This window comes from Thalassobellus sediminis, assembly GCF_044386045.1.
GTDB classification, from domain to species: domain Bacteria; phylum Bacteroidota; class Bacteroidia; order Flavobacteriales; family Flavobacteriaceae; genus Thalassobellus; species Thalassobellus sediminis.
The window spans coordinates 198,407-211,298 of sequence record NZ_JBISCD010000039.1; the positions used below are offsets into that span (position 1 = coordinate 198,407).

Annotated in this window: 12 protein-coding genes; 3 read left to right on the top strand and 9 right to left on the bottom strand. The window is 24.8% G+C overall.

The genetic code is table 11. The annotated features are described in order from the left end of the window. Positions 1–4: 4 nt before the first annotated feature. The 4 genes from ACH5TW_RS05610 to ACH5TW_RS05625 form a co-directional block, all read right to left on the bottom strand. Positions 5–670, bottom strand: a complete 666-nt coding sequence (locus ACH5TW_RS05610) for an HAD family hydrolase (RefSeq protein WP_439335512.1) — start codon at positions 668–670, stop codon at positions 5–7. Continuing rightward, a complete protein-coding gene (locus ACH5TW_RS05615) occupies positions 654–1,622 on the bottom strand; it encodes an ATP-grasp domain-containing protein (protein ID WP_439335513.1) in 969 nt (322 codons plus the stop codon). The genes ACH5TW_RS05610 and ACH5TW_RS05615 overlap by 17 nt, the downstream gene beginning before the upstream one ends. Before the next feature lie 50 nt (positions 1,623–1,672). Continuing rightward, positions 1,673–2,278: a sugar transferase gene (locus ACH5TW_RS05620; RefSeq protein ID WP_439335514.1), complete on the bottom strand. Its 606-nt coding sequence runs from the start codon at positions 2,276–2,278 to the stop codon at positions 1,673–1,675. 132 nt (positions 2,279–2,410) lie between these two features. Continuing rightward, complete coding sequence (locus ACH5TW_RS05625; RefSeq protein ID WP_439335515.1) at positions 2,411–3,553, bottom strand: glycosyltransferase family 4 protein; 1,143 nt, start codon at positions 3,551–3,553, stop codon at positions 2,411–2,413. A gap of 439 nt (positions 3,554–3,992) precedes the next feature. Between ACH5TW_RS05625 and ACH5TW_RS05630 the strand changes: the two genes are divergently transcribed. The 3 genes from ACH5TW_RS05630 to ACH5TW_RS05640 all read left to right on the top strand — a co-directional run bounded on the left by ACH5TW_RS05630 (position 3,993) and on the right by ACH5TW_RS05640 (position 8,105). Then, a complete protein-coding gene (locus ACH5TW_RS05630; RefSeq protein WP_439335516.1) occupies positions 3,993–5,870 on the top strand; it encodes a right-handed parallel beta-helix repeat-containing protein in 1,878 nt (625 codons plus the stop codon). 589 nt (positions 5,871–6,459) lie between these two features. Further along, on the top strand, positions 6,460–7,074 hold the full coding sequence (locus ACH5TW_RS05635; RefSeq protein ID WP_439335517.1) for a glycosyltransferase: 615 nt from the start codon (positions 6,460–6,462) through the stop codon (positions 7,072–7,074). A 14-nt stretch (positions 7,075–7,088) separates the two neighbouring features. Continuing rightward, positions 7,089–8,105 carry a glycosyltransferase gene (locus ACH5TW_RS05640; RefSeq protein ID WP_439335518.1) on the top strand — a complete coding sequence of 339 codons (1,017 nt, stop codon included), beginning with the start codon at positions 7,089–7,091 and terminating at the stop codon, positions 8,103–8,105. Here the strand turns inward: ACH5TW_RS05640 and ACH5TW_RS05645 are convergent. Genes ACH5TW_RS05645 through ACH5TW_RS05665 form a run of 5 tightly spaced genes read right to left on the bottom strand, consistent with a single transcriptional unit; the run spans position 8,079 to position 12,892 of the window. After that, on the bottom strand, positions 8,079–9,101 hold the full coding sequence (locus ACH5TW_RS05645) for a glycosyltransferase family 2 protein (protein ID WP_439335519.1): 1,023 nt from the start codon (positions 9,099–9,101) through the stop codon (positions 8,079–8,081). The genes ACH5TW_RS05640 and ACH5TW_RS05645 overlap by 27 nt on opposite strands. 2 nt (positions 9,102–9,103) lie before the next feature. Next, positions 9,104–9,880: a polysaccharide pyruvyl transferase family protein gene (locus ACH5TW_RS05650; RefSeq protein ID WP_439335520.1), complete on the bottom strand. Its 777-nt coding sequence runs from the start codon at positions 9,878–9,880 to the stop codon at positions 9,104–9,106. A gap of 47 nt (positions 9,881–9,927) precedes the next feature. Then, complete coding sequence (locus tag ACH5TW_RS05655) at positions 9,928–10,785, bottom strand: beta-1,6-N-acetylglucosaminyltransferase (protein ID WP_439335521.1); 858 nt, start codon at positions 10,783–10,785, stop codon at positions 9,928–9,930. Further along, entirely contained in the window at positions 10,785–11,777 is a 993-nt protein-coding gene (locus tag ACH5TW_RS05660) for a glycosyltransferase (RefSeq protein WP_439335522.1), read from the bottom strand. Before ACH5TW_RS05660 ends, ACH5TW_RS05655 begins: the two co-directional genes overlap by 1 nt. 17 nt (positions 11,778–11,794) lie before the next feature. Beyond that, a complete protein-coding gene (locus tag ACH5TW_RS05665; protein WP_439335523.1) occupies positions 11,795–12,892 on the bottom strand; it encodes an EpsG family protein in 1,098 nt (365 codons plus the stop codon).

The window sequence follows — 12,892 nt, forward strand, 5'->3', positions numbered from 1 at the left end:
ATTATCAATTGTCGGTTAATATAATTTCATTATAGCTATTAATAAAATAATTAGGGAGAAATGGTTTTTCTGATATAAAAAACGAGTCATCATTATGAATATTTAGTCCATTGTCAATAAGTCCAACTGTTTTCCATTTCCTTATGTTTGGTGTAATAAAGTCTTTTTTTATATTATCACCAATGTATATATAATTATAATTGGGAAAATGTGATTCAATAATTTTGTAATTATTTTCATTTGGTTTTTCTGTACCTACTACCTCAGATATAACAATTAAGTCTAAGAATTTTTTTAAGCCTAATTTATTAATTTTATTGGTTTGTGTTATTTCTCTGCCATCTGTAATTATTGCAATTTTTCCATTCTTTTTTTTAATTTCCTTTAACAAATTAATTACTCTGTCAAATGGTTTTATGTCGGGTATATGATTTCTATACTCGTTAAGTAAAAATTCTTTTTCTACTTTGAAAGTATTGCATAAAAAACTAAATACATCTTTTTTATTACGATAAAGTGAAAACATTTGCGCATATAAAAATTCCCATCCGTCTTTTTTTGTTAGAATTTTTGAAATATGCCTATATGCAGATTTTAAATAATCTAATTCATTATATAAAGTATCATCCAAATCGAATACTACAACCGTATTTTTAATTTTTATAATCATTAACTAAAACTTCTTTGTCGTATCTAAGCATTAATAAATTATTTTCCCAACAATCAAATTGTTCTTCAATTTTCTTGTCAAACAAATATTCTTCTAAAATCCATTTAACATAATTTGCACCAGCTAAATAAGTTAAAGGAAAACCTCCTCCAAATCGTGGGTTAATTTCTATACCTATAATTTTCTCATTAACTTTATGTTTGAAAAATTGAACTGTTAAGCATCCTATAGCACCGTTTATTTGAGATAAGTGCTCTTTGGTAAAATCTATAATTATATTTTTTTTAGTAATTCCTTTATTTATTTCCCCATCTCTTATTTCAATTCGCTTTCTTGGAACAACACATTTTAGTTTATTATTCTTGTCATAATACATATCACAAGTGAATTCCTCATAAAGCGTTTGATCTAGATATTCTAAAAACATTAATTTTTTGTTTTCAAGATGCATAGAGCTCAAATCTTCTTTTCTCTTGATAATAAAATTATCAACGCTTCTACTACCATCATATGGCTTTAAAAAGAGTGGGAACTTATAATTACTCCGACTATATTCTTTTGCTACTTGTATATTGTTTTTAACAAAAAAATTATGAATTTTACGCTTGTCTCTACATTTTAAAACAAAATCTACAGAAGAAACAATTATGTTTATTCCTTTGTCTAAAAACATTTTTTTGTTATCAGATAAAACTAATAATTCAGTATCAATTGTTGGAATAATCAATTTGACATTGTTTTCTATGCAAATACTTAATAATGAATCTACATAGTTTATATCTTCGGCCTTTGGCACAGAGAAAGATTTATCTGATACATGACATGCTGCCGATAATTCGGGTTCATAATCTACAGTAAAGACATTTGAAAATGGAACTAGTTTTTTTAGTTCTTTTTTAAAAGCTTTTACTAGAGATACTCTTCTTCCAGCAGAAGTAATTAATATATTCATAAATTTATATTGTAAGGGGAAATAAGATTGTTTTTTATGATTAACTAGTTTTAATTGTGTCCATTAAAATATTCTGCGTTTAAATGTTCTGACAAGTTTACATCTTCTTTTTTTATAACTTTCTTAATTGTAAGTAAAAATATTTTAATATCTAATGCCAAAGATATGTTTTCAACATACCATGTGTCTAATTCAAATTTTTTCTTCCAGCTTATGGTGTTTCTACCATTTACCTGTGCCCAACCTGTAATACCTGGTTTTACTAGATGTCTTTTTTTTTGCTCATCATTATATACTGAAAGATATTCAATTAATAAAGGTCTTGGACCAATTAGGCTCATATCTCCTTTTATTACATTTATTAATTGTGGAATTTCATCTAAAGAATATTTTCTAATAAAAGCTCCAACTTTTGTAATTCTTTTATCAAACGGTAATAAAACACCCTTTACATCTTTATTATCATTCATAGATTTAAATTTAATAATAGCAAATATATGGTCGTTTTTCCCTGGTCGTTTCTGCAAGAAAAAAGGTTTTCCTTTATTGCTAAAAAAAAGGTAAATGGATAAAATAATGAAAATAGGGGACAATATAATAAAGCCTATTAAAGCTAAACAAAAATCTAAAAATCGTTTTAAAAAAAATTTATACATTAATTTATTGTAATTATGAATAAAATTAGCACAACTAATTTATAATAGAACTTTTAATTGTTAAAGCGCTATTTTTTTTGACAAATGGAAATTATCAGATATTTCCTGTGAGTGTATTTTTGAATATTTTATTTATAATTTTTGATATTCATTTAAAATTGCATTCCAAACAAATTTTTTTCTAAATTTAGATAAAATAATATCACGTGATTTTTCTCCCATTATTATATGTTTCTCTGGTTCTATTAGATACATTTTTTTCATAGCATCAAATAATGCATTTGAATTCATTGCAGGTATAATTATGCCATTAATTTTATCAGTAATAATTTCATTACATCCATTTATATCAGTAACTACGCATGGCAATTTCATAGCACATGCTTGTAAAACTACATTAGGAAAACCTTCTCTGTAGCTCGGGAAAATTAGGCTATTAGAAATCGCAAAATAAGGTCTAACATCTTGAACCCAACCTGTATTTATAATGTTTTCATTTGTTTTAATAATATTAAGAGACTCTTTGTTTATAGGGTTATAATCTGAATCAAATGTACCTACTAGTAGCAGTTTTGTATTTTTATTTTGAGTATTTATTTTAATAAAACTTTCTATCAATTCATTTATTCCTTTATCTTTTACCAATCTACCTGCAAATACATATAAATAATCTACTTTAGATATATTTAGTTTTGAGCGAAGAGATGATTTAAAGTTTTCATCAAAATTTTTCGGATCAAAAAACTCAATATCAACGCCATTAATGTTTCCATTTCCAATAATACTTAAGTGTTTTGAAGTAATATTAAAATTAATTAAATCATTTTTAACACCATTTCCTTCAGGTATTATTTTAGTAGCACAAAAACAAAGTGATTTATCCATATATATAAGAAGCTTTCTTAAAAAACCTTTTTTTGTTGGAAAAATCAGTCCAGTAAAAGTATGTAATCTATGTGGTACTTTTGCTAAATATGATGCTGTCATACTCAAAAGTCCTGCTTTAGGAGTCATTGAATGTACTATATAAGGAGATTCATGTTTAAAAAATTTGTATAATTTATATAGTGCTTTTAAATCATTAAATATTGATATATGTCTTTCTATTTCAATATCTTTTATCCTTACATTTTCACTGTTCTCAAGTTTGATAAGTTCTTTTCCTGCAGAAGAAACAGCAATAACCTCATAATTGTTAGATAAAAACTGTAATTGCCCTTTAATTAGACTAAATGTAACATCAGATGTTACCACACGTATTAGTTTTTTTTTCATAGTAATTTGGGAAGGTTAAGTTAAAAAACAAATATATAAAAGATATTTATTACTAAATATTTTAAGTGTAAATCAATATTTTTTATGCTAATAATATTTTAATTAGATTTATTGTTTTTAAATATTTTTTTTTAATATTATTTTTTACCCCTCTATACCTTTAGCTTTCTATTTAATTTTTTCAACAAATAACATGATTTATTAACAATCTTATTTCAAGCAGCCTTATTATCTTATTTTTGCAATCCTAAAAAGTTACTTAAGTAAAAACAATTTTCAATTTAATTATAAGATTAATTATTATTTTATCGATAAAAAAATACATTTTAACGATTTTTTAAAAATAATACATGTATTTCGTCGAAAAAAAACGTCAATTAAACAGATGTTATATAGTTTTATCACATTAATAAAAATGTCTCCCGTAAATAATTAACTTATGAAAATAATTCTTAGAACTATATTAAATGCCTCTTTTATTTTTTTGACTTTTTTGTCATGTAATAAAGAAGAGCTATTTATCGAACAAATAATAGTAAATGAAGAAGTAAACTTTCCAAAAGATGAGGATGAATTTGTAAATAATATTGACACAACTAAAAATTGTGACTTTAATTTGGATGTATTAGAAGCAAATGAAACTATAATTATAAATTGTATTTTAGATTTAAATGGAGAAACTATTAATCTTCCAAATAATGTCACTATAATTTACCAAGGTGGAGATATTATTAATGGAACATTGAATTTTTCTGAGAATACAATTATATCTGGAGAACTTTTAAATAGCAGTTTAAATATTAGTGGATCAAGTCCACAAATGAAAGACACAGTTTTTAATTTTAATCCAAAACGTTGGGGGATAATAGAAGGTGTAGTTTCCGATAGTGTTGCATTAAAAAATAAATTGATTATACAAGATGTGATTGATGAATTATATCAATTCGGGATTGATACTTTTAAAATAGGAAAAATGGATGCTTATTTTGCAATTGGTGATCCAAAATTAAGTTTAGATTCTGAATATATAAATAATGGCATACATTTACCTTCAAATTTTAATTTTGAAATGACTGATGAGACTTTTTTAAGGGTTCAACCTAATAAATGGTTTAGATCAGTTTTATTAGGAGCATATATAGAAAGTAATATAACAATAACCGGAGGGAATTTAATTGGTGATCGTTTTACTCATGACTATTCACCTATTACGGATGTTTTTGGTATTAACAGAAATTCTCATGAAGGACATGCTCTTTTACTAATAGGTGGTTGTAAAAATGTAGTTGTAGATGGGGTTAATATTTCTAATTCAACAGGTGATGGTTTTATTTATGGGTCAGGTACAAATAGGCAATATACTCCCGCTGTTTTTTGTGAAAATATTTTAGTAAAAAACTGCAAAATAGAAGGTTCTCGAAGAAATAATGTAACTTTTGGAGATGGCGAGTATTTAACTCTTGAAAATTGTATAGTCAATAATGCAGGTGGAGGTGAATTTAGGTATGACTCTAATGGTACTAGAATTCATGATTCTTCTGGTGTAGCACCTCAGTTCGGAATTGATCTAGAAGCTCACAGAGAGTTAGATGCCAATGGTAAGTATATAGATTATCAAAAAATAGAGCATGTCGTGATTAGAGGGAATAAATTTACAGGTAATTATGCAGGTGATATTGTGATTTTTACAGCTAATGATGTTTTAATTGAAAATAACACCCTTGATAATACTATAGGAGGAATATTGTGTTATAACACAACTATTAGAAATAATACTATTATTCAAAATCCAAAAGGTGTAAAAACATCTATTGGAATTGGTTTAGCTACAATTTTTAAAGAGAATGAATTTAAGTCACATACTAACAAAATTATAGGTAATACTATTATTGGGTTTAATACGGGTATGGCTCCAGGTGGACGGTATATTACTGTAAAAGATAATATTGTAAAAGATTTCAAGGAAGGGATTTATTTAAAAACATTGGTTGATAGTGAAATAAGTAATAACACATATGAAAGCTTGAGACCTATAAGTTATGGATATTTAACAAATAATGGTAAATCCAAAAATCTTGTTATTAAAAATGACAAAATAAAAGTAAATCATCGTCCTATATCTCTAAGTGGTTTTAATTCAAATTTAGGTACTAGTATAACAAGTAGCGATTTAGTTATTGAAAACTGTGAATTTATTTCGCCAAAAGAAATATATTTCGAAAATTCTAGAGATATTTTGTTTAGAAACAATAAATCAACAAATAAGACTATTACTCAAATTAATTGTACTAATTTAGTTTTAGAAAACAATAATTAATTTTCTATTTTAAAACTTTTTTCATTAAGCTATTAAAGTTCAAAGTGGTTAGTTTTGCTAATTATTTTGAGCTTTTATTTTATTGCTAACTATTAATATTTCTCAATTTATTTAGTTAAAAAAGTTGTTTTTTGAATGTTAATTTTTATTTATTATAATGAAAATATTATTTATACCAGATTACCGAAAATACAATCCATATCAAGCATTATTGGCAAACGAATTAAAAAAAGAAAATGTAAAAGTTTTTTTTTCGAATAATTACTCTTTTTTTGGTTTAATCAAAACTTATTTTAATTCAAAATTTAATTATATTCACATTCATTGGCCTGATCATTTTATACTACACGATAATTTTTTTTTAATGACAGTAAAATCTATTAATTTTATATTTCAGATTTTATATTTCAAAATCATAGGAGTTAAATTAGTGTGGACCGTGCATAATAGAGAAAGTCATGATAGATCTAATTTAAAATATCAGAAAATAATTTTGAATATTTTTTCCCGATTAATTGTTTTACATATTTTTCACTCAAAACCAAATATTGAAATTCTAAAAAAATTTCATGTAAAAAATATAGGTATAATGAGACATCCTAGTTACTATGGATTATATGAATCTAATATTACTAAAGAACAAGCTAGAAAATTATTAGTAATTCCACATGATGCGTTTGTTTATTCTTTTGTTGGTCATATAAAAGAATATAAAGGTGTTTTAGACTTAATAAATGCATTTAAAAACAATGGATTAAAAGATTCTTATTTATTAATTGCTGGTTTGGTAAGTAATGATTATTTGAATAATCAAATTAACACAATAATTTATAAAACTACTAACATAATTTTTAGAAATGAATTTATACCAGATAATGATATTCAATTATATTATAAATCAGCTGATATAGTTGTTTTTCCATTTAAAAAAATTTTAACATCTGGTTCTGTATTATTAGCACAATCCTTTGGAAAACCAGTTATAATACCAAAAATAAATTCTTTACTTGATAATATATATATACCAGGAACATATACTTATAAAATTAATAATATTAATGAACTTTCTAATGTAATGAAAAAAGTATATTTTGAAAAAGAGTTGTTTGTTGAAAAGTCTGAGAAAAAAATTGAAGATTGGGCTAAAGAAAATTCATGGGAGAAATTTGCTCTTAAAACTAAAGAAGCATATTCCAAAATATAAAATATTTTAATTTTATGAAGTTAAGTATTATTATTCCAGCATATAATTCTGAAAAGCATATTGAAAATTGTATTAAAAACATTTATAATCAAAAACTTAATCTTAATGATTTTGAAATAATTATTGTGAATGATGGATCTACGGATGACACAAAGAAAGTAGTTGAGGATTTAAAGGAAAGATATTTTAATATTAAATTAGTTAATCAAAATAATCAAGGAAGTAGTGTGGCTAGAAATCATGGAATTGGGTATGCAAAAGGCGACTATATTTATTTCTTAGATTCTGATGATTATTTAGCTAACAAGACATTGTCAATTGTCTTAAAAATGGCCTTGAAATTTAAACCAGATATTATAACTTTTGATGCGTTAAGAACAAATAAATTAAATTTAACAGAGTGTAAAAACAAACAAATAAATTCTAAAAACTTAAATTTAATTTGTGGTAAAAAATATTTAGAATTATATCCCGAGCACCGGTTTGAAATTTGGTGGTATATTATAAATAGAGAGTTTTTATTAACCACTGGCATCAATTTTAAAGAAGGAGTTTTTCATCAAGATGTGATTTTTACATTATCACTTTTTATGGAAGCGAAAAAGACAATAAAATTAGATTTAGATGTTTATAGGTATTACCAATCAGAAGGTTCATCTATTAGAAATAAAAAACCTTCTCACTTAAAAAAAATTATTGATGATTATTTAATATTATTTGAGGATATAGAATTATTTATTGAAAAGATAAAAATAATGTATCCTGTGATGAATAAAACTATAATTGAAAATATTAGAAAAAGAAGAGATAGAGATTCTTTTTTTATGATTATAAGAATGATAAGAGCAAAATTTTCTATTAAAAATTTTGATAAATACCTTAATAAATTAAATAAATGTGGGTGCTATCCAATTCCATATAATGCAGTTGATAATCAAACTAATAAGCTAAAGTTTTATACGATGGTTTTCATGTTTAATCATAAAATAACTATTTATCTAATTTTATTTATTTATAAACTTATTAAATAATTTATAAAAAACTAGCACAAACTTAAGCAAGAAAGCAGAATTAAATAAATTAGTTAAAACATTGTATTTAAACCCATTATATTCTTCACCAACAAAATCCTTTAATGGGTATGCTGAAATTTCTTTAAAGGCATTTAATTTTTGTTTTAGTAGTTTATAGCTTAGTCCCGATTTCATGAACCTTATTATAAAGAAAAAAACAAATGATTGTTGCCTGTTTTTTATTCTTCGTAAATAGTTACTATTTTCTTTAGCTATTTGAGGTAGCTTATTAATTAATTTATCAAAATCAAATATTACTTTTTCTTGGTCTGATAGAATTTTTTTATAGTGTTCAATATTTTTATTTCTAACAATAGAGTCTTGCCTAATTCTATATCGATGCACATCTATTTCAACATGCGCCATTTTATTAGCCTTTAAAAATAGTTTAGCGGTAAATATAGCATCTTCTAGCCATTGTCCTTCATCAAAATTTATACTACTTTTTTTTAAAAATTCTCTATTTATAATATACCACCATACTTCATTTCTATGATTATAATTTGCAACATAATCTATTCCTAGTAAAGGATGTTTAATATTTTTTATTTCTATATTAGTCTTTGACTTATTTAAATCGTTTCTTTTTGTCATTGTTGAAATAAAAGTAAGAATGTCTAACTTATTATTATCTGCAATTTCAATTAGATTAGAGATACAATTATCAACGATATAGTCATCTGTATCTAGGAAAAATATATATTTTCCTTTAGCGATTTCTAGTCCTGTATTTCTAGCAGCTCCAAGTCCCGCATTTTTTTTAGAATAAATAATAATGTTATTATTTTTACAAGCATATTTCTCTACAATTTTTAACGAATTATCTGTAGATCCATCATTCACAATAATTATTTCATAATCATGTTTTGCCATATCTTGGTTAATAACACTATCAATACATCTTGCTAGGTATTTTTCCATGTTATAAGTTGGAAGAATAAAACTAATTTTCATAATTATTTAGTTGTAAAAAAGTCAAAGGGAAATGCGTTTAATAATTTATCTTCATCGAAATAAGGTAACACATTACCTCCAATTTCAATACATTCAGCAATTGTTTTGCCTTTGTTAAATGTTTTCCTACCAGTGCCTTGATAATAATCTTCATATTTAAAGATAGTTTCACCGTTATTATTATCCCAATATATTGCTGGTACACCATAGGATTCAGCTATAATTAAACCATGTAAAGAACTAGATATAATAAGATTAGAAGCTGATATTTTGTTACAGAAACTTTCGATGTTTTCATTTGGTTTTATAATATTATGAGTTGTTTCATTAATTACATTCATATGATTGTAATGGGGTATAATACTAATCTCATATCTTTTTTCTAATTTTGGAATAAACTTATAAATTAGTAGTGCAGGATCTCCGTAGATATCAGGGGTATGAATACTAAAGTCATTCAATATTTGAGCAGTTTTTGGACCTCTAACAGAACGAATATCTAATTTTCGAGCTTTAATTTCTGATAATGGTATTTTACCGTTGATACCTGAACCCCAAATAATATCATTCTCTCTAGCAAAATGAATAATTGAACCAATTGCCAAAACTCTTTGATTAGTTTTTCTTTTTGGATTCAGAGATAAATTTTTACTGTTTAAAATTTTTTGGCATAAGTATGCAGAAAGTAAATCACCAACATTATATTTTTGAATGTAAAAATTTTTAAGTTTCCGCTTTGGTTTCCACCAAAATATTTCATTATTTTTGAAATTTGTCATTAATTTTGTGGTATAGTTTGATAAATTTAAAAGTAGTTTTTAACACTCTAATTTTTTATTAACTGTATTATTTTTTCAAGAATCTTTTTATCACTATTCATATTTATTTTTCTAGCGAATAATGCTTCACTTTTTTTTATTTTATGAAAATCAGATAAATTTAAAATTCTTGGAAATTCAGGGCCTGTATTCCAATCGATATAACGTAAATCATTATTTATTACTTTGCTTTTTAAAGGGCTGTTCATAATTATACTTTGTATCCATATTTCATCGGTAGCTCGCGAGTATTTAAGTTTCCTTAAATATCTAGGGTTTTCTTTTAAAAATTTAAAAATATGCTTAACACTTTCATGTGTTAAATTTAACCAATTTGAACCTGCATAATACTTTAAAGGAAATTTATTGATTTTTATAAATAAAAATCGCTGTACTATTAATGTAATTCTTCCTAAAATTTTAACAAATGTCCTGTTGTGAAATGTCATGAACCAGTATCGTTCTATTCTGTCAAACCCTTTGTTAAATCCCCAAGTTGCAATTGGTAGTGGATTGGAAAACATATAAATGCTTTCTTTGTTTTCTTTAAAAAAGTTGTAGATATATGTGTTACTTTTAATTGGGAAATCATCTCCACTAATAAAACAATAGCGTTGGTAACTTTTTTCGAAAGCTTTATTTAATATAAATTTCATATTTAAAATTTGACTGAAATGCCCCCAATAAACATCAACTTCTTTATAATATAATACATTTTTGTAGTTTGGTAATTCTTGTATATTTATCTTAGATTTTTTATCTATTTGAACATATACATCAAAGTCTATTCGTAAATGATTAATTAATAAACATAATTGTTCTAGATTGTGGTGAGCTAATATTAATATTGCTATATTATTTTTCATCAAGATTTTAACATATTAATTTTACAAGAGATATAACAAATTAAAGAAAATATAAATTCATTATTTGCTAAACTTAAAAATAATTGTTTGCCTTTTGTTTCTGCTTTATATTGTGTAGGGTATAATTTTTCTTTCTTTAAAGTTTTAAATATTTCATTTTTTATTTTATAATTATTGGTTTCAATTAAAACTCTTAATAACATTGTTGAGATTAGTGATGATACTCTTTTTTTTAATGGTATGTAAGCTATTGATTTTTCTGTAACTATTTGTTCTGTAAACTCATTTATTGATTTAAGTACAGTAAAAATATCGAATATCATTTTTTCTGTTTTTTTAAAGTTTTTTGTTCTAGTTATAGAGCCTTTTCTCTGTAAAAAAAGCGCCATAATAGTATTAATTGCCATAATTCTTTTGCTTAAAAAAACGGCTCTTGTATTAAATTCAATATCCTCAATAAATACACCCTCCATAAAGCGAAGGTTGTTTTTATTTAAAAAATTAAGAAGGTAAACCTTATTGCAGGCAGAACTCATATAAGGTATTTGTTGGAGATAACTTGCACCATTTAAAACTTTTTGATTTGAACTATTTTGATTTTTATATATAATTTTATTATTTTCAGATATTCCAGCAGCTCCAAATTCTAATATATCCAAATTATTATTTGTACAAATTTCAGTTATTTCTTTTAAAATATTTGGCTTGATAGTATCATCTGAATCTACAAAAAGAATGTATTTCCCTCTTGCAGAGTTTAATCCAGTATTACGAGCTCCACTCAAACCTTGATTTTTTTGTGATATAATTTTTATATTTTTATGTTTTTTATTAAGTATTTGTAATGTTTTTAAGCTATTGTCTGTTGATCCATCATTTACACAAATAACTTCATATTTTTTATTTTCCAAATCTTGTACGTATATACTTTCAATGCAAGAAACAAGGTGCATTTCAACATTATAAACAGGAACGATAATACTTAGTAACATAATTTTTTTTATTTAAACTATCTATATTGGTAATAATAATACATAAAATAGGTAAAGCCGTAGTAAATCATTGTAATAACACCAACTTTTTTAAATTGATTATTCCAGAACACTTCTTTAAATAAGGGGTAGCCCACAACTAAGGCCATTAGAAACCAAGATAAATAAGCAAACCGGTTTGAAAAATTAGCCCTTATTACCATTATCCAGAAAGAATTAGCTATCATGTATGTATGCAGTATGTGCTTATATTCATCACTTTTAAAGCCTTTCTTAAAAATATAAAAATATGCTAAGGCTAAAGGCGCAGCACTATATAAAAGAAAATCATATCTAAAGCCAGTAGAGCTGAATTTTGAAGCATCTGCACTTGCAGTTAAATACCCAGACAATCTATCTCCTCCAAATCCTAATTTAGCAAATAAATTCTCCCAAATACCTCCCATAGTAATAGAAAGTAAAATAGATAAAAACCAAAATAAAAAATATTTTTTTGTATCTGTTATTATATATGTAATAATATATGCGAATAATAAGAGTAACATGCTTTTATGAAATAACAAAGAAATAACGAGGAATAAAATTGCTTTTTTTCTATCTTTTTTTCCATATGCCAATGCTAATACAAAAAGAGATGTAGCCATTCCATTTCGCATACCATTTACTCCATATGTTAAGAATGAAAATGATGAAATAAGCATTAAAAAACTAAAAAAATGATAATTTGGAAACCATTTTTTAGAGGCTATATATAATGGCAATGTGTAAATTAATGTACACATGAGAAAAAAAACTTCAATTGACATTATTTGAGAAGCAAATTTTACAAAATATTCAAAACCAGCATCACCTTCTATAGAGTCTCTTAATCCATATTTGTATTGATTAAAAGTATGCGCATAGGTAGTCATATCTACAAATTTCCCATTAATAGGCCTTAAGCCAATAAAAAATAGAATAATTAAGAAAATTAAAATTCCAAATATTCGATTATAATTATAAACTTTATTTTCATAGCCTTTAAGAACAAGCGTATGAAAGAAAGTTATAAGGCATACTAAGAGCATGAAATTATGATAAATAAAATGATAATTTTCTAAAATATAACCCTCCAT

Coding starts and splice junctions, on each gene's coding strand:
- ACH5TW_RS05645 (WP_439335519.1), bottom strand. CDS start 9,101: ATGAAAATTAGTTTTATTCTTCCAACTTATAACATGGAAAAATACCTA.
- ACH5TW_RS05610 (WP_439335512.1), bottom strand. CDS start 670: ATGATTATAAAAATTAAAAATACGGTTGTAGTATTCGATTTGGATGAT.
- ACH5TW_RS05620 (WP_439335514.1), bottom strand. CDS start 2,278: ATGTATAAATTTTTTTTAAAACGATTTTTAGATTTTTGTTTAGCTTTA.
- ACH5TW_RS05665 (WP_439335523.1), bottom strand. CDS start 12,892: ATGGAGGGTTATATTTTAGAAAATTATCATTTTATTTATCATAATTTC.
- ACH5TW_RS05640 (WP_439335518.1), top strand. CDS start 7,089: ATGAAGTTAAGTATTATTATTCCAGCATATAATTCTGAAAAGCATATT.
- ACH5TW_RS05615 (WP_439335513.1), bottom strand. CDS start 1,622: ATGAATATATTAATTACTTCTGCTGGAAGAAGAGTATCTCTAGTAAAA.
- ACH5TW_RS05660 (WP_439335522.1), bottom strand. CDS start 11,777: ATGTTACTAAGTATTATCGTTCCTGTTTATAATGTTGAAATGCACCTT.
- ACH5TW_RS05630 (WP_439335516.1), top strand. CDS start 3,993: ATGAAAATAATTCTTAGAACTATATTAAATGCCTCTTTTATTTTTTTG.
- ACH5TW_RS05650 (WP_439335520.1), bottom strand. CDS start 9,880: ATGACAAATTTCAAAAATAATGAAATATTTTGGTGGAAACCAAAGCGG.
- ACH5TW_RS05625 (WP_439335515.1), bottom strand. CDS start 3,553: ATGAAAAAAAAACTAATACGTGTGGTAACATCTGATGTTACATTTAGT.
- ACH5TW_RS05635 (WP_439335517.1), top strand. CDS start 6,460: ATGAGACATCCTAGTTACTATGGATTATATGAATCTAATATTACTAAA.
- ACH5TW_RS05655 (WP_439335521.1), bottom strand. CDS start 10,785: ATGAAAAATAATATAGCAATATTAATATTAGCTCACCACAATCTAGAA.